At 74.3% G+C, this 19,617-nt stretch carries 17 protein-coding genes and 1 pseudogene; 9 read left to right on the top strand and 9 right to left on the bottom strand.

What is annotated here, in order from left to right; all coding sequences use genetic code 11:
* Positions 1–47: 47 nt before the first annotated feature.
* Entirely contained in the window at positions 48–1,712 is a 1,665-nt protein-coding gene (locus ACZ64A_RS17190; RefSeq protein ID WP_469811133.1) for an acyl-CoA dehydrogenase family protein, read from the bottom strand.
* A gap of 73 nt (positions 1,713–1,785) precedes the next feature.
* On the opposite strand from ACZ64A_RS17190, the gene ACZ64A_RS17185 reads away from it, so the two are divergent.
* A complete protein-coding gene (locus ACZ64A_RS17185) occupies positions 1,786–2,580 on the top strand; it encodes a PaaX family transcriptional regulator C-terminal domain-containing protein (RefSeq protein WP_469811132.1) in 795 nt (264 codons plus the stop codon).
* 31 nt (positions 2,581–2,611) lie between these two features.
* On the opposite strand, the pseudogene ACZ64A_RS17180 reads toward ACZ64A_RS17185, so the two are convergent.
* A pseudogene (locus tag ACZ64A_RS17180) lies at positions 2,612–2,848 on the bottom strand (pectate lyase); the annotation flags it as partial.
* 152 nt (positions 2,849–3,000) lie between these two features.
* Between ACZ64A_RS17180 and ACZ64A_RS17175 the strand changes: the two are divergent.
* Both ACZ64A_RS17175 and ACZ64A_RS17170 read left to right on the top strand, forming a co-directional pair.
* Positions 3,001–3,810 carry a hypothetical protein gene (locus tag ACZ64A_RS17175; RefSeq protein WP_469811131.1) on the top strand — a complete coding sequence of 270 codons (810 nt, stop codon included), beginning with the start codon at positions 3,001–3,003 and terminating at the stop codon, positions 3,808–3,810.
* A 7-nt stretch (positions 3,811–3,817) separates the two neighbouring features.
* Positions 3,818–8,119 carry an HAD-IC family P-type ATPase gene (locus ACZ64A_RS17170; protein WP_469811130.1) on the top strand — a complete coding sequence of 1,434 codons (4,302 nt, stop codon included), beginning with the start codon at positions 3,818–3,820 and terminating at the stop codon, positions 8,117–8,119.
* A 104-nt stretch (positions 8,120–8,223) separates the two neighbouring features.
* Here ACZ64A_RS17170 and ACZ64A_RS17165 read toward each other — a convergent pair whose 3' ends face one another.
* Positions 8,224–9,303, bottom strand: coding sequence for an NADH:flavin oxidoreductase/NADH oxidase (locus tag ACZ64A_RS17165; RefSeq protein ID WP_469811129.1), 1,080 nt, complete (start codon positions 9,301–9,303; stop codon positions 8,224–8,226).
* A 121-nt stretch (positions 9,304–9,424) separates the two neighbouring features.
* On the opposite strand from ACZ64A_RS17165, the gene ACZ64A_RS17160 reads away from it, so the two are divergent.
* Positions 9,425–9,781, top strand: coding sequence for an ArsR/SmtB family transcription factor (locus ACZ64A_RS17160; RefSeq protein WP_469811127.1), 357 nt, complete (start codon positions 9,425–9,427; stop codon positions 9,779–9,781).
* 229 nt (positions 9,782–10,010) lie between these two features.
* Entirely contained in the window at positions 10,011–10,499 is a 489-nt protein-coding gene (locus tag ACZ64A_RS17155) for a DUF6214 family protein (protein WP_469811126.1), read from the top strand.
* A gap of 101 nt (positions 10,500–10,600) precedes the next feature.
* On the opposite strand, the gene ACZ64A_RS17150 is transcribed toward ACZ64A_RS17155, so the two are convergent.
* Positions 10,601–11,254 (bottom strand): DUF305 domain-containing protein, encoded by a 654-nt coding sequence (locus tag ACZ64A_RS17150; protein ID WP_469811125.1) that lies wholly within the window; start codon positions 11,252–11,254, stop codon positions 10,601–10,603.
* Between the two features lie 120 nt (positions 11,255–11,374).
* Between ACZ64A_RS17150 and ACZ64A_RS17145 the strand changes: the two genes are divergently transcribed.
* Positions 11,375–12,874: an LVIVD repeat-containing protein gene (locus ACZ64A_RS17145; protein WP_469811123.1), complete on the top strand. Its 1,500-nt coding sequence runs from the start codon at positions 11,375–11,377 to the stop codon at positions 12,872–12,874.
* Here the strand turns inward: ACZ64A_RS17145 and ACZ64A_RS17140 are convergent.
* Positions 12,862–13,536: a TetR/AcrR family transcriptional regulator gene (locus tag ACZ64A_RS17140; RefSeq protein ID WP_469811122.1), complete on the bottom strand. Its 675-nt coding sequence runs from the start codon at positions 13,534–13,536 to the stop codon at positions 12,862–12,864. The two genes, ACZ64A_RS17145 and ACZ64A_RS17140, sit on opposite strands and share 13 nt — an antisense overlap.
* 250 nt (positions 13,537–13,786) lie before the next feature.
* On the opposite strand from ACZ64A_RS17140, the gene ACZ64A_RS17135 reads away from it, so the two are divergent.
* Positions 13,787–14,035, top strand: a complete 249-nt coding sequence (locus ACZ64A_RS17135) for a DUF2630 family protein (protein WP_469811121.1) — start codon at positions 13,787–13,789, stop codon at positions 14,033–14,035.
* A 15-nt stretch (positions 14,036–14,050) separates the two neighbouring features.
* On the opposite strand, the gene ACZ64A_RS17130 is transcribed toward ACZ64A_RS17135, so the two are convergent.
* The 4 genes from ACZ64A_RS17130 to ACZ64A_RS17115 all read right to left on the bottom strand — a co-directional run bounded on the left by ACZ64A_RS17130 (position 14,051) and on the right by ACZ64A_RS17115 (position 17,046).
* Positions 14,051–14,740 carry an HAD family hydrolase gene (locus tag ACZ64A_RS17130; protein WP_469811120.1) on the bottom strand — a complete coding sequence of 230 codons (690 nt, stop codon included), beginning with the start codon at positions 14,738–14,740 and terminating at the stop codon, positions 14,051–14,053.
* Positions 14,737–15,444 (bottom strand): phosphatase PAP2 family protein, encoded by a 708-nt coding sequence (locus ACZ64A_RS17125; protein WP_469811119.1) that lies wholly within the window; start codon positions 15,442–15,444, stop codon positions 14,737–14,739. Before ACZ64A_RS17125 ends, ACZ64A_RS17130 begins: the two co-directional genes overlap by 4 nt.
* Before the next feature lie 49 nt (positions 15,445–15,493).
* The gene (locus ACZ64A_RS17120; RefSeq protein ID WP_469811118.1) at positions 15,494–16,432 is read right to left on the bottom strand and encodes a M56 family metallopeptidase; all 939 of its coding nucleotides are present in this window, start codon (positions 16,430–16,432) and stop codon (positions 15,494–15,496) included.
* 71 nt (positions 16,433–16,503) lie between these two features.
* A complete protein-coding gene (locus ACZ64A_RS17115; RefSeq protein WP_469811117.1) occupies positions 16,504–17,046 on the bottom strand; it encodes a DUF5134 domain-containing protein in 543 nt (180 codons plus the stop codon).
* A 149-nt stretch (positions 17,047–17,195) separates the two neighbouring features.
* On the opposite strand from ACZ64A_RS17115, the gene ACZ64A_RS17110 reads away from it, so the two are divergent.
* Together ACZ64A_RS17110 and ACZ64A_RS17105 are read left to right on the top strand one after the other, a co-directional pair.
* Positions 17,196–18,812: an FUSC family protein gene (locus ACZ64A_RS17110; RefSeq protein ID WP_469811116.1), complete on the top strand. Its 1,617-nt coding sequence runs from the start codon at positions 17,196–17,198 to the stop codon at positions 18,810–18,812.
* Positions 18,809–19,333 carry a MarR family winged helix-turn-helix transcriptional regulator gene (locus tag ACZ64A_RS17105; protein ID WP_469811115.1) on the top strand — a complete coding sequence of 175 codons (525 nt, stop codon included), beginning with the start codon at positions 18,809–18,811 and terminating at the stop codon, positions 19,331–19,333. Before ACZ64A_RS17110 ends, ACZ64A_RS17105 begins: the two co-directional genes overlap by 4 nt.
* Positions 19,334–19,617: the final 284 nt, after the last annotated feature.

The raw sequence follows: 19,617 nt of genomic DNA, 5'->3' as shown, positions 1-19,617 counted from the left end.
TCCCCACGCGTCGGCCCCCGGCCGACGCGGGCGCGCTCGCCCCGCCGTCACATCCCGGCGGGCAGGCCGCGTCGCAGGATCGCGTCGAGGTCCGTCGTGGCCGGCAGGGTGCCGAAGGCGTGGCCCCAGTCGCCGCCGAGGCGCGTCGCGCAGAAGGCGTCGGCCACCGCGGGCGGGGCGTGACGGACCAGAAGCGACGCCTGGAGGGTGAGTGCCATCCGCTCCACCAGGCGGCGGGCGCCGACCGGTGACGCCTCCCGCAGGTCGTCCCGCAGCCGCGTCACGGCCGCGTCCAGGCGTGCGTCCGCACCCTGGGCCAGGGCGAACTCGGCGAACAGCGCCTCCGCGGTCACCGGCTCGCGGACCAGCGCGCGCAGCACGTCGAGCGCGTTGACGTTCCCGGACCCCTCCCAGATCGACAGCAGCGGCGCCTCACGGTAGTGCCGCGGCATGCCCGAGTCCTCGACGTAGCCGTTGCCGCCGAGGCACTCCAGCGCCTCCGCGGTGAAGGCCGGGCCCCGCTTGGTCACCCAGTATTTGCCGACGGCCGTGGCGATCCGGCGGAACGCCCGCTCGCCCTCGTCGCCGCGCACCGCCCGGTCGGCCGCCCCGGCCAGCCGCAGCGTCAGCGTCGTCGCCGCCTCGGACTCAAGCGCCAGGTCGGCCAGCACGTTGCGCATCAGCGGCTGGTCCAGCAGCCGCGCCCCGAAGGCGCTGCGGTGGCGTACGTGGTGACCGGCCTCCACCAGCGTCTTGCGCATCAGCGTCGCGGAGGCCATCACACAGTCGAGCCGCGTGCAGTTGACCATCTCGATGATCGTCTTCACACCCTGGCCCTCCGGCCCGACCAGCCAGGCCACGGTCCCGTCGAACTCCGGCTCCGAGGAGGCGTTGGACCGGTTCCCGAGCTTGTCCTTCAGCCGCTGCACCCGGAACGCGTTGCGGCTGCCGTCCGGCAGGACGCGAGGGACCAGGAAGCACGACAAGCCCTCCGGAGCCTGGGCGAGCACCAGGAACACGTCGCACATCGGCGCCGATGTGAACCACTTGTGCCCGCGCAGCGTGTACACGCCCGGCTCGGTGGTCGGCGCGGCCGTCGTCGTGTTCGTCCGGACGTCGGAGCCGCCCTGCTTCTCCGTCATCCCCATGCCCGCGAGGAGCCCGCGCTTCCCGGTCGGCACCCGCAGCCCGGGGTCGTACTCGCGGCTGGTCAGCAGCGGTTCGTACACCTTGGCCAGTTCCGGTTCGCGGCGCAGCGCGGGTACGGCGGCGTAGGTCATCGACGTCGGGCAGCCGTGCCCCGCCTCGCTGTGCCCCCACACCAGTCCGCCCGCCGTCCGGGCGACGTGCGCGCCGGGCCGTCCGTCCGCCCACGGTGCCCCGGCGAGACCCTCGGCGACCGCCACCCGCATCAGTTCGTGCCACGCCGGATGGAACTCGACCTCGTCGATCCGGTCGCCGTAGCGGTCGTGGGTGCGCAGCTCGGGCTCGTGCCGGTTGGCCAGTTCGCCCCACTCCTGGGCCTGCACGCCACCCGCCAGCTCGCCGAGCCGCCGGACGTCGGCCTCGGCCCAGCCGGCGCCCTCCCGGCGCAGACCCTCGAGCAGCGCCACGTCGTCGGAGGCGTCGTACGGCGCGAGCGGCGGCGGCTGGTTGGTGACGTCGTGCGTGCGGTACGGCTGCGGCCACGCGGAGCCCGGTAGCGAAGTCATGGCGCCATGTTGCACTCTGTCTGCGACCGTAGCAATAGTGCAACAACAGCTGTCGCGGTTACAGTACGTCCCCATGCGCAGCACGCACGTCTTGGAAGACCCGCCCGGCGGCGGCCTGGCCCTGCGTCCGCTGTCCGCGCGTTCGGTCGTCCTGAGCCTGCTGCTGGGCGCGCACCCGCCGGAGCTGCCGGTCAGGGAGCTGACCCGGGCGGTGGAGCCGTTCGGCGTCGGCGGGTCCACGCTGCGGGCCGCGCTCAGCCGGATGACGGCCGCCGGCGATCTGCGGCGCACCGGCACCGGCTACCGCATCGGCGACCGCCTCCTGGAGCGCCAGCGCCGCCAGGACGAGGCGGTGCGGCCCCGCACGCGCGCGTGGGACGGCGACTGGGAGATGGTCGTGATCACCGCGACCGGCCGTGGCCCCGCCGAACGCGCCGACCTTCGGGGCCGGTTGTCCGCCCTGCGTCTGGCCGAACTGCGCGAGGGCGTCTGGCTGCGCCCGGCCAATCTCGACCGGCCGCTGCCCGCCGCACTCGCCGAGGTCGCCCAGTCCTACACCGCCCGCCCGGACCGCCCCGCACACGAACTGGCCGCGGAGCTCTGGCCGTTGGACGCCTGGTCCACCAGCGCACGGGCCCTGCTCGCGCACGCGGACGAGACAGACCGCCCGGCCGACCGGCTCACCGCGTTCGCCGCACTCGTACGGCACCTGCTTGCCGACCCGGTCCTCCCCTCCGAGCTGCTCCCCGCCGACTGGCCGGCCCCGGCCCTGCGCACGGCGTACGCCGCGTACCAGGACGAGCTGGCCGCGTCCGTGAGCGGCGGCGCTACGGAGCGAACACGCCGGCGGCCGCACGACGAGGCGTGAACGCCCCCTCGTACGGCCACCGTTCGATCCGCCCAGGCCACTTGTACGTGACGGCGGACGCGGAGTACTTGCAGGAGGTGCCGTCGGGGCCGGAGCCGTCCTCCCACCAGACGTTCTGCAGCGTGCAGCGGCCCAGGCAGTGGATGCCGTCCGCGGCGGGGGAGCCGACGACGACGTTCTCCAGGACGGTTCCGGCGGCGAGTTCCAGGATCGGTCAGCGGTCCTCGTCCTGACTGCCGGAGCCGAGGTCCCCGGTGCCGTGCAGGCGAGAGGGAAAGCGCTTTCTGGCCCACGTCTGGCGAGGGCTGTTGTCAGCCATGGACGCCACGTCGTGACTCGCACCCAGGGACGCGTGATGACGAGGCGCTTTGCGGGAACCCGGCCCTCCGGAAAGGGACGGCACGCGAGGTGAGGACAGTCATGGCAACGCAGCAGTCGCCCACGGCGACGCTCCCGCAGCCGCTGCGCACCGCCGCCTCGGCGCTGCGGCGGGTGCCCGGAGCGGGGCTGGTGGGCCGGGCGGCCGGCGGGGCGCTGGACAGAATCGGGGCCGTGTCGCCGCGTGGCCGACGGCTGGCGGTGTACACCGGCGCCGGGGTGCTCGGCGTCACCGGGGTGGTGGAGTGGCCCGTCGCCCTCACCGGCGCGGCGGTGGCCTGGCTGACTCAGCCACGCTCGGGAGAACGGGAAGGAACCGGCGCCGCCGCGACCGCCGGGGCACCGGCGTCCGAGCCGTCGGCCCGGGCCGACGCGACGACGGACGAGACGACGGGACACGCCACCAGTGCTGTGTCCACGCACACCGGGGGCGGTGTTCCGGGCCACGCCACGGGCGGCCCGGAGCACGCGGCGGGCGGTTCCCCCGCCCCCACCACGGGCACCACGGGCGCGGGCGGCCCTCCGGGGGACGCGGCGGGCGGTGGGTCCGCATACGCCACCGGCGCTCCCCCGCACGAAGACGCCCCCACCACAGCCGGACCCGCGCCCGCAGCCCCCTCCGCTCCCGCAGGCGCCGGCGCTTCCGGTCCGCGTTCCGCCGCCTCGCGGCACGAAGGCGCGGTGGCGAAGAGCGCCGCCAAACAGGTGGCGAAGAACGCGGCGCTCAGCGCGTCCAGGGGGTCGAGCGCGCTCCACTCCGGCACCCGGGCACGAAGGACCACGGCGTCCCCCACGAGGACCAGGGTGGAAGGGTCCACCCCGGACGTCCGGCCGCGACACGGCGAGAAGTGAGGATTCCATGGCGTTGGGCCTGTTGAAGCTCCCCGCGGCGGCCGCCGCCGTCCTGCCGGCCGGGCCCCGGCTGCTGGCGCGCGGTGTCACGCCCGCCACCGACCTGGCCGCCGGTGCGGTCGGCCTGGCCGCGGGCGCGGTCGCCGGGGCGGCCCGGGCCGGAGTGCGCGGCGCGGACGCCGCCGTCCGGGTCGGCCGTGTCACCCGGGGCGCGCTGCCGGGCGCGGACAGCCACTGGCGGTCCGGCCGGCGGGCGCATCTCGTGCTGCGCCCGGCCGCCGAGGAACACGTACGGCGGGCGGGCGGGCTGGAGGAGAGCGCGCGGCGGGTGGCGCGCATCCTGGCCGAACGGCCCGACGTCGCCTTCGCGTACTGGGACGGCGGGCTGGCCCGGCTGGTGGTGTCGGCGACCGAGGACGCCCTGACCGACCGGGTCGTCGAGCACGCCACCGCCCTGGCCGAACGCCACGGCCTCGGTACGGCGGACGCCTCCGACGTCGACATCGAGGAGTTCCCGCACCCGGGCGACCCGGCCGGTGTGCGCACCGCGACGGCGGCGCTGCTGACCGACGTGGCCGGCACCGGGGCCGCGCTGACCGCGTACGCGCTGCGCCTTCCGCCCTCGCCGCGGCTGGTGACGGCCTGTGTGACGCTGCTGCGCGAGAACCCCCGCGTCCGGGCCTGGCTGCGCGGACGCTTCGGCCGCTCCCGGATGGACCTGCTGCTGGCCGCCGCCAACGCGGCCGCGCACGGCGCCGGGCAGACCCCGACCGCGCTGGTGCTCGACGGCACCCTGCGCGCCTGCCAGCTGGCGGAGACGGTGGCGCGCTCGGCGGCGTTCGACGCGGTCCACGACCGGCTGTGCACCCCCGACCGCACCGGTGTGCACCCGAGCGCCCGGCCGCGTCCGCCGCTGCGCAGCACCCCGGCCCAGGAGTACGCCGCACACGCGGGCACCGGCAGCATGCTGGGCGCCGTGGCGGCCCTGCTCGTCAAGCACGATGTGAACGAGGCGGCCGAGGCGGTCCTCGCCGGCTCCCCGAAGGCCGCCCGCTACGGCCCCGCCGCCTTCAACGCCTTCCTGGGCATGGCCCTCGCCCGCACCGGCGTCCTCGTACGGGACAGCGAACGGCTGCGGCAGATCGAGACGGTCGAGTCGGTGCTGCTGCACCCGAGTGCCCTGCGCACCCCCGGCGCGGGAGCCGACCCGTGGGCCGAGGCCGTACTGGACGCGGCCCGCGCCGCCGGACTGCGCGTGGTGATGGTGGACGATCCCGCACTCGCGGACTTCACCGGACTCGCCGACCACCTCGTGCCGGCCGACCGCCCGCTCGGGGAGACCGTGGACCGGCTGCGGGAACGCGGCGCGGTGCTCACCGTCGCCCGCGCGGCCGCTGCCGAGGACGACGACGTGCTGACCGGACTGCTTGCCGGCGATGTGGCGGTGGCGCTCGCGGACGGCGACGCCACCGTGGTGTGGGGCGCGGACGTGGTGGCCCCCGGTGGCCTGCGCGACGTGTGGCGGTTGCTGCGTTCCGTGCCCGTGGCGCGGAACGTGGGGCGCAGGTCGCAGACGCTGGCCCGGTCCGGTGCCGCCCTTTCGGGTCTGCTGGTGGCGATCGGCGAGGCACGCCGGAGCCGGCGCTCCCCGATGATCCCCGGACTGCGGCACGCCCCGGTGGACCTGAGCGCGACCGCCGCGCTGCTCAGCGGTGCCCGGGCGGCGCTCGGCGTGGCCGTGGCCCGCTCCCCGCACCCCCGCGCACGCGTCGCCTGGCACGCCCTGGACGTCGACGCCGTACGGGAGCGGCTGGCGCGCCACCATGAGGACCGGCCGTCCCTCAGGGACCAGACGTCGGGCCGCATGCACGAGTGGGCCAAGCGCGCCGAGAAGGTCCCCGCGCTCGCCCCGGCGCGCTGGACCCTTCAGCTGGCCCGCGCGGTGCGCGGCGAACTCCAGGACCCGCTCACCCCCGTCCTCACGGTCGGCTCGGCCGCCGAGGCGATCCTCGGCTCGGCCGCGGACGCGCTTCTGGTGGTCGGCGCGCTCGACCTGAACGCGCTGGTCGGCGGCGTCCAGCGGCTGCGCGCCGAGCGGGCGCTGTCCGGGCTGCTCGCCGAGCACAAGCGCAAGGCCCGTCTCACCTCCGACGAGTGGCGCGAACCGCGCACGGTCGACGCGGCCAAGCTGCACCCCGGCGACGTCATCGACCTCAAGGCGGACGACGTCGTCCCCGCCGACGCCCGGCTGCTGTGGGCGGACGGGCTGGAAGTGGACGAGTCCGCGCTGACCGGCGAGTCGCTGCCGGTGGACAAGACCACGGACGCGTGCCCGGCCGCCGCGGTGGCCGAGCGGCGCTGCATGGTCTTCGAGGGAACGACCGTGGTGGCCGGGAGCGCCCGCGCGGTCGTCGTCGAGACCGGTGAGCGCACCGAGGCGTCCCGCGCGGTCCATCTGGCCGCCCGGAAGCCGCCCTCCGCGGGCGTCCAGGCCCGGCTTCAGGAACTCACCCGCAAGGCGCTGCCCCTGACCCTGGCCGGCGGTGCCGCCGTGACCGGTCTGTCGCTGCTGCGCGGCACGCCGATCCGTGAGGCGGTCAGCGGGGGAGTGGCGGTCGCCGTGGCCGCCGTACCCGAAGGACTGCCGCTGGTGGCGACGGTGGCGCAGCTCGCGGCGGCCCGCCGGCTCAGCCGGCGCGGGGTGCTCGTGCGGGCGCCGCGCACGCTGGAGGCCCTCGGCCGGATGGACACCATCTGCTTCGACAAGACCGGCACCCTCACCGAGAACAGGCTGCGCCTGGTGCGGGTCACCGACACCGACGGCACCGTCCGCAAGCGCGACGAGGCCCCGGACAGCCGCACCCTGATCCAGGCGGCGCGCGCCTGCCCGCAGCTGAACGGCGGCTCCGACCGGCCGGTGCACGCCACCGACGAGGCGGTACTGGAGGCGGCCGCCGACGACCCGCAGTGGACGCAGGAGGAAGCGCTGCCCTTCGAGGCCGCCCGCGGGTACGCCGCCGCGGTGGGACACACCCCGGACGGCGGACGTGTCCTGGTCGTCAAGGGCGCCCCGGAGAACGTCCTGCCCGCCTGCGGCGACCGGGCCGGCGAGGCGTCCGACACCGCGCACGCGCTGGCCGCCGACGGGCTGCGCGTGCTGGCCGTCGCCGAACGCCGCCTGGACGACGCCGAGTCGGGCGTCGAAGCCCTCGAAGAGGCGCTGCGCGAGCTGGAGTTCATCGGACTGGTCGCACTGGCCGACGTGGCGCGCGACACGTCCAACGCACTCGTGCACGGGCTGCGCGAGGCGGGCGTACGACCCGTCATGCTGACCGGCGACCACCCGCAGACCGCGCGGGCGATCGCCATCGAGCTGGGCTGGCCGGAGGACACCGGCGTGGTCACCGGCGACGAACTGGCCGCCGCCGACCGGGCCGAACGAGCCCGCATCCTGGGCGACTGCGGTGTCGTGGCCCGGGTCGCGCCGGAACAGAAACTCCAGGTCGTGGAGGCACTGCGGGACGCGGGCCGGGTGGTCGGGATGGTCGGCGACGGCGCCAACGACGCCGCAGCGATCCGCGCCGCCGACATCGGGGTCGGCATCAACGCGCGCGGATCGGCGGCCGCCCGCAACGCCGCCGACCTGGTACTGACCGACGACGACCTCGGGGTGCTGGTCGAGGCGGTCGGCGAGGGCCGCGCCCTGTGGCACAGCGTCGCCGACGCCATCGCCATCCTGATCGGCGGCAACGCGGGCGAGGTCGGCTTCGGCATCGTCGGCACCCTGCTGGGAGGCCGGGCACCGCTGTCCACGCGGCAGATGCTGCTGGTGAACCTCTTCACCGACCTGTTCCCGGCAATGGCCGTCGCGGTCACCCCGGAGAAGGACCCGACCGAGGAGGCGAGCGGGCCACTGGGCTCGTCGATGCTGGGCGAGCCGCTGATCGAGCAGATCCGGCACCGGGCCCTGACGACGTGTCTGGGCGCGGTGGTGGCCTGGCTGTTCGGCCGGTTCACCCCGGGGACCACCCGCCGGTCCACGACCATGGCGCTGTGCGCGGTGGTCGGCACACAGCTCGCGCAGACGCTGGCCGACCGCCGGGGCAGCCCGCTGGTGCGGGGCACCGTACTCGGCTCGGCCGCCGCCCTGGTCCTGCTGGTCCAGACGCCGGGCGCCAGCCAGGTCTTCGGCTGCACCCCGCTCGGCCCCCTCGCCTGGGCGGGCGTGGCGGCGGCGATCGCCCTGGCCCTCGCGGGCCAGCGAGCACTGCCTCGCCTGGAGCAGACGGTATTGAGGCTGACGCGGTGAGCGCGGGGGCGCCGGGCGGGGATGTGGTGCCGGCCCCGTGCCACCCCCCGTCGCCCCCGGTCACACCGGCCGCCGGGGCGACCGGCCGGTGCGACGGTCCGTGGTCACACCGACCGGTGGTACTGGTCCGGCACGTGGACCTCGCCGCCCAGCAGGCGTGCCGCGTGCCGGGCCCAGGACGGGTTGCGCAGCAGTTCGCGGCCGAGGAGGACGGCGTCCGCCTCACCGTTGGCGAGGATCTTCGCCGCCTGCTCCGGCTCGGTGATCAGACCGACGGCGGCCACCGGCAGCGGCGTCTCCGCCTTGACCCGCGCGGCGAACGGCACCTGGTAGCCGGGCTCGGTCGGGATGCGCACACCGGAGGCGTTGCCGCCGGTGGAGACGTCGAGCAGATCGACGCCGTGGGCGTGCAGCTCCCGCGCGAAGCGCACGGTGTCGTCGGCGGTCCAGCCGCCTTCCTCCAGCCAGTCGGTCGCGGAGATGCGGAAGAACAGCGGCTTGTCGTCCGGCCACACCGCCCGTACGGCGTCGACGACCTCGAGCGGGAAACGGGTCCGGTTCTCGAACGAGCCGCCGTAGGCGTCGGTGCGGCGGTTGGCGTGCGGGGAGAGGAACTCGCTGATCAGATAGCCGTGGGCGCCGTGGATCTCGACGATCTCGAAGCCCGCGTCCAGCGCGCGCCGGGCGGCGTCCGCGAACTGGCCGACGATCTCCTGGATCTGGTCGGCCGACAGCTCGGTGGGCACCGGGTGCCGCTCGTCGAAGGCGACGGCGCTCGGCGCCAGCGGCTGCCAGCCGTGCGCTTCGGGCCCGACCGGGGCGCCGCCCTTCCACGGCTGGTCGGTGGAGGCCTTGCGCCCGCCGTGCCCGAGCTGGATCGCGGGCACCGTGCCCTGGCCGGCGAGGAAGCGGGTGATGCGGCGGAAGGCCTCGACCTGAGTGTCGTTCCACAGACCGAGGTCGTACGGGGAGATGCGACCCTCCGGTGAGACGGCGGTGGCCTCGACGATGATCAGGCCGGTGCCGCCGGCCGCGCGGGCGGCGTAGTGCGCGAAGTGCCAGTCGTGCGGCACCCCGGCCTCCGGCCCCTCGGGCGCGGCCGAGTACTGGCACATCGGCGGCATCCACACACGGTTGGGGATGGTCACTTCGCGCAGGGTGTAGGGCTCGAAGAGCGCACTCACGGCGGACTCCATTCATCACGGGACCGGTGGTCGACTCGTACGATAGCCATCGTAGTACGGTGGATGTCAAACTACGAGAGCCTTCGTACAATGGGGGGCATCCGACGAACTGGAGCCCGCCGTGACCCCCGCCGCCACCCCCGCCGTCAGCAGCCGTGAGCTCCCGCATCCGGCGCGGGAGGAGATCCGGCTGGAGACCGTGCTGCACGCCCTGTCCGACTCCATGCGTCTGCGAATCGTGCGTGAACTCGCCGTTGCCACCGATGAGTTGTCCTGTTCGCACTTCGATCTTCCGGTCACCAAGTCGACCACCACGCACCACTTCCGGGTGCTGCGCGAGGCCGGCGTGATCCAGCAGACCTATCAGGGCACCGCCAAGATGAACGGCCTGCGCCGCGCGGACCTGGAGGCTCTCTTCCCCGGTCTGCTCGACGCCCTCCTGGACGCCGCGGCCCGCCAGTCCGCCCGGCTCGCCTGAACCGCGCCGCCCTCCGGGCCGGCCGGCCCCGGGCTTTCCGGCACCGGACTACCCGGACCCGGCCCCGGCCCCGCCCCGGCGTCGCGCGGCTGCGCTGACAGGGTGCTGTGCGGACGGACGGATGCGTGTCCGTTCGTATGGAATGTGATCATGCGGTTACGTTGCGTGTGTGCTTGAAGCATCCTTTCTTAATCTTTCCGATCGATCGGAGGCGGACGGCGCGGTCACCGTGTCGCCCGCGTGGGAAGTGCAGGAGGACGCCGGCGCGACGAGGTGGTTCCACGTCCGGCTGGCGTTCCCCGACGGCGCCGGCGTCGAGGCGCTCGCCGTGATGTGCGAGGGGTGCGTGTCCATCGAGGACGTCCGGGCCGAACCCGCGCTGTCCCTGGACGACCTGTCGGTACTCGCCGACTGGATCGAGGGCCCGCTGTTCGAGGCGTGCGGGGTGGACGCCGACGACACCGACGAGGACGGCGAGGACGCCGGCGAGGGCGAGCGGTCCGGCGGGCGCCGGGCCCGTCCCGCCTGGCCGCGCGGCATCGAGGGGCGATGGCAGGTCGCCCAGGAGTACCGCGCGGCCCAGGAGGAGGGCGCCGACCCGGTCCTCGCGGTCATGTGCGCGACCGGCCACAGCCGCCGCAAGTCGCTGCGCCTGATCGCCCAGGCCCGCGACGCCGGTTTCCTGACCCCACGTCACGCCCGCCGCAAGACGGACTGACCCGCCCCGCGGGCGTCACGCCCACCGCAAGGCCAGCTGGCCCGCCTCCTCGGCTCACGTCCACCGCCAGGCGAAACGGCCCGCACCCCCGGGCGGTCCCGTCACCGCATCTGCCGCATCCGGGTGATCTCGCTCGTCTGCTGCGCCACCACGTCGTCGGCCATCTCCTCGATGCGGACGTTGTTGCCCTGCGCCTTCACGTCCGTCGCCATGGTGATCGCGCCCTGATGATGGGTGATCATCAGAGTCAGGAAGAGCGCGTCGAACGCCGTGCCGCGCGCCGCCCCCAGCTGCTTCAGCTGCGCCTGCGTCGCCATCCCCGGCATACCGCCGTGCACGTGCCCGCCCCCGGCCTCCTCCTTGCCGTACTCCTTGAGCCAGGCCCGCATGGTCGCGATCTCCGGCCCCTGCGCGGCGGCGATCCGGGCCGCGAGGCGCTTGACGTCCTCCGACCGGGCGTGGTCCGGCGCGAGTCCGGTCATCCGCAGCGCCTGCTCGTGATGGGCGATCATCATGCGCGCATACGACACGTCCGCCGCGTTGGGCGTGTCGTCGTCCGCCCGCTGCCGTGCCGCCTCCTCGGCCGAGAGCGTGCGGTTGGCCTCGCCCGGCTTGCCCGGCACCAGCACCGAAGGGCCACTGGAGACCGGCGGCTCGGCGTCCGCGCCGGAGTCACAGCCCCCGAGGGTGAGCAGGACGAGGGCGGTCAGTGAGACCGTGGCGAGGACCGGACGCGATCCACGGCGCAGGAGCAAGGCGACCTCCCGGGTTCTTCATGACGATCCCATTGCCATCTGTTGATCTGGGCATGATGAAGACGATACTGCGGGGAAGCGTGAACCGTTCCGACCGGAACGGTGCCGAGGGAGGACACAGTGACCCTGCACGATCCCCGAACACGACGCAGACGCCTGGGCGTTGCCGCCGCCGCGGCCGGGCTGCTGGCCGCGCTGCTCACCGCCGCGCCCGCCGGTGCCACCCCCGACCCGGGCGACCACCCGGCCGCACCGAAGGGCGTCTCCCGCAGCGCCCAGGCCCAGGCGGCCGAGGCGATCGCGGCCGGCGAGATACCCGGCCAGGACCAGATCGTCCACTCCGCCAACATCCAGCACCTCACCAACATCCCCAAGGACGCACTGCCCGGCACCAATTCGGACCTCGCCTTCCAGGGCCGGTACGCCTTCGCCGGCAACTACGACGGCTTCCGCATCTTCGACATCGGCGACCCCGCGTCGCCGAAGACCGTGGCGCAGGTGCTCTGCCCCGGCTCGCAGAACGACATCTCCGTCTCCGGCAATCTGCTCTTCCTGTCCACCGACTCCTCGCGCAGCGACAGCAGTTGCCACAGCACCACGCAGCCGGCGACCGAGAAGTCCTCCTGGGAGGGCATGAAGGTCTTCGACATCAGCGACAAGCGCAATCCGAAGTACGTGGCCGCCGTCGAGACCGCATGCGGCTCGCACACCCACACGCTGGTGCCGAAGCGGGACAACGTCTACATCTACGTCTCCTCCTACTCGCCGAGCGCGAGTTACCCGGACTGCCAGCCGCCGCACGACGGCATCTCGGTCATCAAGGTGCCGCGCGACGCCCCGGAGAAGGCGGCCGTGGTGAACTTCCCGGTGCTCTTCCCCGGCGACGGCCCGGACGGCGGCGGCAACCCCGGCGCCCCCACCAACCCCGGCGTGTCCAAGACCACCGGCTGTCACGACCTCACCGTGCTGCCCTCCGAGGACCTCGCGGCCGGCGCCTGCATGGGTGACGGCATCCTGTTCTCCATCAAGGACCCGGAACACCCCAAGGTCATCGACCAGGTCCAGGACAACGTCAACTTCGCCTTCTGGCACTCGGCGACCTTCAACCAGAAGGCGGACAAGGTCGTCTTCACCGACGAGCTCGGCGGCGGCGGTGCGGCCACCTGCAACGCGGCGACCGGCCCGAACCGCGGCGCCGACGGCATCTACGACATCGTCGGCAAGGGGGACAAGCGCAAGCTCGTCTTCCGCGGCTACTACAAGATCCCGCGCCACCAGGCCGACACCGAGAACTGCGTGGCCCACAACGGCTCGCTCATCCCGGTCAAGGGCCGCGACATCATGGTCCAGGCCTGGTACCAGGGCGGTGTCTCCGTCTGGGAGTTCACCGACTCCGCGCACCCGAAGGAGATCGCCTACTTCGAGCGCGGCCCGCTGACCACCGACACGCTCACGGTCGGCGGCGCGTGGTCGGCGTACTACTACAACGGCTACATCTACTCCAACGACATCGCCAAGGGCTTCGACGTCCTGAAGCTCAGCGACCGCCGCACCGACCAGGCCCGCCGGGTCCACCTGCGGGAGCTCAACGTCCAGACCCAGCCCGACTACTTCGACTGATCCTCCGGCCGCGCGCCGGTCGCGAAGAAGCGGGACACATCCTGCTCGCAACCCCCGCCGGGCGCCTCGGCGTCCGGCGGGTTCCCCGCGCCCCACGCCAGCCCGTAGCGCCGGAACAGCTCGGCACGCATCGCCGTGATCGGCATCGCCACGTTCGGCAGCACCATCGCGTACACCGCGCCCATCAGCACCGAGCGCAATACCGGGTAGTCACGGTCGATGTCGGGCGAGCCGTACCCGGCGACCACCGAGCGCAGCAGTTCCGCGAGCCGCTGCTGCTCCGGGCACTGCACGAAGCCCTCCGCCTGCAGCAGGCCCGCCATGTGCTGGCGCATCAGCACCGGTTCGTCCCTGGCCAGCCCCAGGATCGCGTCGATCGCCCGGGCCATGCGCTCGCGGCCGTCGTCGGTGCGCGGCTCGCGCTCCAGGGCCTCCTCCAGCGTGCGGTGCATCAGCCGGTGCACCGCGGACTGCACCAGCCGGCGCTTGCCGGGGAAGTAGTACGACACCAGTCCGCGGGCCGAGCCCGCGCGATCGGCGATGTCGCCGAGCGTCGTCGCCTCGTAGCCGCGCTCCCTGACCAGCTGGAGTGCCGCCTGCAGCAGCCGCTCCCGGGAGCGCCGCCGCAATTCCTCATTGACCGAGGGGCTGCGCGGGGACATGCTGTAACTCCTGCGTTGACTGGCTGCCAGCCAACTATACTCAACGCGTGTCCGACCAGCCCGTTGCGCGGGCCCGGTCGGCGTTGCCGTCCGCTCTGGACGACGCGGGGGATCGTCCAGAGCGGACCGTTTTCCTCCCGGATGGTCGCCTGAGGCAATCGGACGGGGTCGCCCGAGCGGTCTCGGTCGCAGGCGCGCCCCGGGCTCCCTACAGTGAAGCGGAGAGGGCCGGCCGAGGAGGCGTGGGCTGATGGAACAGGACGAGAAGATCCTGGCCAGGATCACGGAGATGGTCGAGCGCGAGCACCGGTTGCGCGCGGACCTGGCGTCCGGGCGGATCGACGGCGTCACCGAGCGGCAACGCCTCACCGAACTGGAGCACGAGCTGGACCGGTGCTGGGACCTGCTGCGCCGGCGCCGCGCCAAGACGGAGTTCGGGGAGAACCCGGACGAGGCCGCGGCCCGTTCGTCCTCGCAGGTCGAGGGCTATCTGGAGTGACACGGGGCCCGGGGGTCAGCCGACCAGGGCCGGCACCGGGCGCAGCGCGTCGGGCCGCTCGTCGGCCGGCAGATGGTCCACGAAGTGCACCCGGCAGCCCAGGGCCGCCGCGCCGCCGTCCGCGTGCCGGCTGTCGCCGACCATGAGCGTCCGCGCCGGTTCGACGTCGAGCGCGGCGCAGGCGAGGGCGAACAGCCTCGGGTCCGGCTTGCGGATGCCGTGCTCGTACGACAGCATATAGGTGTCGACGAACGCGTCCAGGCCGTGGGCGCGGAAGACGGGGCGCAGATCCCAGCCGATGTTGCTGACCACGCCGATCCGCACGTCACGCTCCCGCAGCTCACGCAGTACGTCGGCCGCGTCCGGGTACGGCGTCCAGGCGGCCGGTGTGCGATGCCGGTCGTACAAGGCGTCGTACAACGCCGGATCGGGCAGCGGCACCTGACGGGCCAGACCCGTGTAGGCGGCCCGGTGCCCGTCGCCGCTCTCGTCGCGGGCCTCCCACAACTCGGCGAGATGGGCGGGGATCTGCTGCGGGTCCGCGCCGCCGGGCAGCGCGCCCGCCGCTTCCAACGCGCTGACGGTGGCGGCCAGTTCGCCCGCGGGGAGCGTGATCCCCGCTTCCGTGAGGACGGCGCCCAGCCATGCGCCGACGGACTCGATCCGAAAGAGCGTGCCGGAGAAGTCGAAGAGAACGGCGGTCATGCCGATGATCCTACTGACCGCCCTCCGGCCGGTTCGGGCCGCAGGCGCGCATGCGCCGCCACCGCGCCCGCCACCAGTGCCGCGCCCAGCAGCCAGCCGCCCAGCACGTCCGAGGCCCAGTGCACACCGAGCCACACCCGCGTCACACCGACCCCGGCGACACTGACCACGGCGACGCCGAGAACCGTGCGGCGCAGCGCGGGCCCGGCGCCGTAGGCGTGCACCAGCCACACCAGCAGGCCGCACACCACCGTGGCGGTCATGGCGTGCCCGGACGGGAAGGCCGCGTAGTGCGCGGAGTCGACCGGGTCGGGCCACACGGGGCGGGGCCGGGCGACGGCGGCCTTCAGCGTCTGTTGCACCACCGTGGCCAGCGCCGTCGCCGTCACCAGCCACACCGCCGTCCACCACGCGGCGCGCCGCCACAGCAACCACACGGCGACGGCCGCGCACAGGGCGCGCATCGTCGTGGGGTCCCACACCCAGTCCGTCAGGACGCGGAAGACGTGCGTGACACCGGGGTCGCCGACCGCCCAGCGGTGGGTGGTCCGCGCGATGGCGCCGTCGGCGCCCAAGAGCGGACGCCAGCGGAGCGCGACCAGCGCGGTCAGCGCTGCCGAGCACAGCGCGAGTACGACGGCGCAGCGCAGCGCGGAGCGAGCGGCGGGGGAGCGGAGCGGCGCTTCGGCGGACGGAGGGTGCATGGTGCGATCGTCTCCAACGCGCGGTGCCCGGGGCCAACTCCGGCCCTGTTCAGCCCAGCGCCCGCAGCCCCGGGCCGAACGCCACCAGCACCGGGATCACCGGCACCAGCGCGGCCGTGGCCGTCAGCCGCAGTCTGCGGGCCGCGGTGAGCCGGGCCGGGGCGGTGAGCAGCCGGTGCACCCGCTGCGGCACCTGTTGCCCGTGCCCGACTGGACAGGGCCCGAACACGCCACGGCTCTCGTTGAGTTCGACGAGCGCGAGGGCGGTGGTGAGCCGGCCGAAGCGGCGCGAGGCCGTGTCGTCGGCGGCCAGTTCGACCAGCCGGTGCATCTCGTCGCGGAACGCGGCGAACACCGGCACCTGCGGGAAGCCGTCGGCCAGCGCCGAGGAGCAGTGCAGCAGCCAGTCGTGCCGGGCGCGCGCGTGCCCCTGCTCGTGCGCGAGAACGGCGTCCAGCCGGCGCCCTTCGAGCCGGCGCAGCGCGGCCGTCGTGACGACCAGCCGGGGCGGTGCGCCCGGCAGCCACCAGGCGTCCGGCCGCTCTCCCTCCAGGATGACCAGCCGCCGGCGGTCCGCGCCCTCGCCCGGCAACCGCGGTGCGCGCAGCAGGAGTTCGGCCCGGCGCAGCCGGCGCCGTGCCCGCGCCCGGGCGACCTCGCGGACCAGCATCGCCACGGTCCACACCCCGCCGAGCGCCAGTGTCACGGCGGTGGTCGCCGCCCAGGGAGCGCCCACCCCCAGCTCGTAGGCCTCCACCACGGCCCGCGGCGCCGACGCGAACACATGGCCGCGCACCGCCTGCCAGGCCGCCGCCGCGCTGAGCGTCATCGACAGGGCGCAGCACATCAGTACGGACGCCACCACGCACTGCCACACCCACAGGGCGACCACCGGCTCACGGTCCGGCCAGTCGGCCCGGGCGAGCAACCGCGGCGCGACGACCGCGATCAGGGCGCCGAGCAGCAGCAAAGTCGCGGGCACGAACATGGGCAGCAGCCTATGAGGCGCAGGCTACTGAGCGGTACGTACAGTGCGGGCAAAGTGACACACCCCACGCGTCACAGCGCCAGCAGCATCGCCACCATCGCGATGCCCATGGACAGCCGGCAGGCCCGCGCCAGCTCCGGCCGGTCGCCCCAGCCGGCCACGGGCGGAGCGCCGGCCACCGCCGCGACCGGCATCAGGCGCGCCCCGGACAGCAGGACGTACCCCGCGAAGTAGAGCAGCAGCGCCCCTGTCACCAGCGGGACGCCACCTCCCGTGTGATGGTGGTCCGGCGCCCCCGCCATCACCACGGCCATGTAGACCATGGCGGTGGCCCCCACCAGGTGGTGCAGATGGTGGGCGCCGCGCCGCGCCGCCCACAGGGCACGTACGGCGGCGAGCCCGAAGACCACCGCATAGCCCGGCCAGGCCCAGCCGGGCGGTGTGAACACCGCCGCAGGCACCGCCATCGCGGCCATCCCGAAACCCATCAGCGCCTCACTGCCCGCGACCCGGCGCTGCTCCCGTGTCCCGCTGCGCATGCGCAGCAGGCAGTAGGCGCCGGTCACCGCGCACAGCGCGACCAGGAGCCAGCCGGACGAAGCCGGTCCGTGCACGCGCGCCTCCCCGTTCGACGGTCGGTCCAGAAGGAGCGATGCCCGGACCGGCCGGAGCGCACGCAAGCGCAGAGGTGTACACGGGGCGCGCAAGCCGGAGCGCGCACAGCAAATATTTCACGAGTAAAACACCTGCTAAACTAAATGCCATGCACATCCGTCCTCTCCCCCTCGCCGGAGCCCTGAGGCTCGGCCGCCCCTCTCCGATCTGGTTCAAGCCCGCGCTGAGCGCCGTCGTCTCGGTGGCACCGCCGAACCTGATCCTGCTGGCGCTCGGCCGTCTCGACCTGGCGATGTACACGATGGCCGGATCCCTGTGCGCCCTCTACGCCCACAACCGCCCCTACGCCGCCCGGGCCCGGACGCTGGCCTGGGTGGTCCTCGGCATGACCGGCGGCCTCGCCGTCGCGCTGACCGCGGCGTCGCTGACCACCCGTGCGGCTGTCCTGGTCACCGTGGGCGCGCTGCTGGCCGCCGTACAGAAGGCGGTGTGCGACGCCACCCGGGTCGGCCCGCCCGGCAACGTCGTCCTCACCTTCATCAGCTCCGCGTCCCTCTTCGTCCCCCAGACCCTCGCCCAGATCCCCGCTCACCTCGGGCTGGCCCTCGCGGCGGGCGCCTGGGCATGGCTGGTCGGCATGGCGCCGGGGCTGGTCCGGCCGCACGGGCCCGAGCGGCGCGCGACCGCGCAGGCGCTGACCGCGGCCGCCGCCCACGCCGCCACCGGTGACGCCCACACCCGCGGCGCGGCGGCCGCCGCCGTCCAGGCCGCCTGGCAGACCCTGCTCACCGCGGGTCTGCGCTCCGACCGCACCCGGCGAGGACTGGAGCGCCTCCTCGTCCGCGCCGAGGTCGCCCTGGCCGCACCCGCCGACAGCGACCCCGCCCGGCTGCGCGCCTGGGCCCGCGACCTGCGCGGCAACGGTCCCCTTCCCCGCGTGGACGACCTGCCCGGCGAGGCGGACGAACTCCTGGGCGTCGAAGCGGAGAGGACCACCCCCGCCCCCCGCCACCACCTGACCCCCGTCGCCGTCCGCACCTTCGTCGGCTGCGCGCTCGCCGGTTACGCCTCCCTCGCGCTCGGCGTCGGCCGTCCCTACTGGGCGCTGGTCACCGCGGCGAGCCTCTACCAGGCCAACCTCACGCTCACCTGGAGCCGGGCCGTGCAGCGCGTCGTCGGCAACGTCCTCGGCGTCCTCGTCTTCGCGGCGGTCGTCCCGCTGGCCCACCTCCACCAGGCGGCGCTCGTCCTGCTCTGCCTGGCCTTCAACTTCGGCGCGGAGGCGCTGATCGGCCGCAACTACTGGCTCGGCACGATCTGCGTGACCCCGATGGCGCTGCTGATCACCGAGTTCGTCCGCTTCCAGGACTCCGCCGAACTGATCACCGAGCGCACCGTCGACACGCTGGTCGGCGCCCTGGTCGGGTTCGTGGCCGCCGTCGCCGTCACCAACCGCCGCTCGGGCGACCGCCTGGAACACGCCCTCACCACCGCCGAGCGGGCCCGCGAACGCGCCGCCCGCCTCCTCACCGAGCCCCACACCCCGGCCGCCACCCTGGAAGCGGCCCGCCGCGCGCTCGCCGGAGCGCTCGTCGACCTGCGCGCCACCGCCGAGGCCGCGTCCGGCGAGTGGTGGCAGCGGGCCCTGCCGCACGACCGGGTGGTGCTCGCCGAGCAGGCGGGACACCGTACGCTCGCGGCGACGGTACGACGCCAGGGGCTGACCCTGGACCGGGGAACGAAAGCGGAGGACGTACGGCCATGACGGCGACCGAGCCAAGCGGCGGGAGGGGTGACACCGTCGCCGCCGTCGTCCGGCAGTGGCGGGCGGTCCACCCGGACCTCGACACCGGCCCCATGGAGATCATCGGCCGGGTCAACCGCTGCGCCGCCCTCCTCCAGCAGGCGGAGGACGCGCCGCTGCGCCGCGCGGGGCTGAGCCGCGCCGAGTTCGACCTGCTCGGCGCGTTGCGCCGCACCGGGCACGAGCTGACGCCCGGCGAGGTGGCCCGCGAGACCTTCTCCTCCGGCGCGGCCGTCACCAAGCGGCTCAAGCAACTCACCGAGCGCGGCCTGGTCGAACGCCGCGCCGACACCCGCGACCGCCGCGTCTCCCACGTCCGCCTCACGGCCGCCGGCCGCGACCTGGTCGACGCGATCCTGCCGGACCAACTCGCCTACGAAACGGCGGTACTGTCCGCCCTGAACACCCCCGACCAGAACGCCCTGTCAACCCTCCTGTCGAACCTCCTCTCCCGCCTGGAGGGCCACGCCGTGCGAACCTGACCCCACGGGCCGTGCTACGCACCCGGCGTTCCACGGCACCGGAGTCTGGGCTGGCCGGGTGTGGGGACGCTCGCCGGCGCTGGCGGGGTGCCTCCCCCAAGCACTACGTGCAGGGGGTACCCCCAGCCCACCCGTGCCGCCCTGGGGGTCCCCCCTGCTCGAAGAGCTTGGGGGAGGCACGACTGCCCGCAGCTGGGTCGGCCGGCACCCGCCCACGGCGGGGAGGGGACGGGGTGGGGGGTGTCCGCCCGCAGCGTCCGGCACCGGGACACTGAGCGCTCGTC

Source organism: Streptomyces sp. NPDC104814 (assembly GCF_055583185.1).
This window is presented reverse-complemented; position numbering and strand designations above follow the sequence as displayed.

Excerpts from the sequence above, each read along its gene's own strand:
- ACZ64A_RS17190 (WP_469811133.1), bottom strand. The coding sequence starts at position 1,712 with ATGACTTCGCTACCGGGCTCCGCGTGGCCGCAGCCGTACCGCACGCAC.
- ACZ64A_RS17185 (WP_469811132.1), top strand. The coding sequence starts at position 1,786 with ATGCGCAGCACGCACGTCTTGGAAGACCCGCCCGGCGGCGGCCTGGCC.
- ACZ64A_RS17175 (WP_469811131.1), top strand. The coding sequence starts at position 3,001 with ATGGCAACGCAGCAGTCGCCCACGGCGACGCTCCCGCAGCCGCTGCGC.
- ACZ64A_RS17170 (WP_469811130.1), top strand. The coding sequence starts at position 3,818 with ATGGCGTTGGGCCTGTTGAAGCTCCCCGCGGCGGCCGCCGCCGTCCTG.
- ACZ64A_RS17140 (WP_469811122.1), bottom strand. The coding sequence starts at position 13,536 with ATGTCCCCGCGCAGCCCCTCGGTCAATGAGGAATTGCGGCGGCGCTCC.
- ACZ64A_RS17135 (WP_469811121.1), top strand. The coding sequence starts at position 13,787 with ATGGAACAGGACGAGAAGATCCTGGCCAGGATCACGGAGATGGTCGAG.
- ACZ64A_RS17130 (WP_469811120.1), bottom strand. The coding sequence starts at position 14,740 with ATGACCGCCGTTCTCTTCGACTTCTCCGGCACGCTCTTTCGGATCGAG.
- ACZ64A_RS17125 (WP_469811119.1), bottom strand. The coding sequence starts at position 15,444 with ATGCACCCTCCGTCCGCCGAAGCGCCGCTCCGCTCCCCCGCCGCTCGC.
- ACZ64A_RS17120 (WP_469811118.1), bottom strand. The coding sequence starts at position 16,432 with ATGTTCGTGCCCGCGACTTTGCTGCTGCTCGGCGCCCTGATCGCGGTC.
- ACZ64A_RS17110 (WP_469811116.1), top strand. The coding sequence starts at position 17,196 with ATGCACATCCGTCCTCTCCCCCTCGCCGGAGCCCTGAGGCTCGGCCGC.
- ACZ64A_RS17105 (WP_469811115.1), top strand. The coding sequence starts at position 18,809 with ATGACGGCGACCGAGCCAAGCGGCGGGAGGGGTGACACCGTCGCCGCC.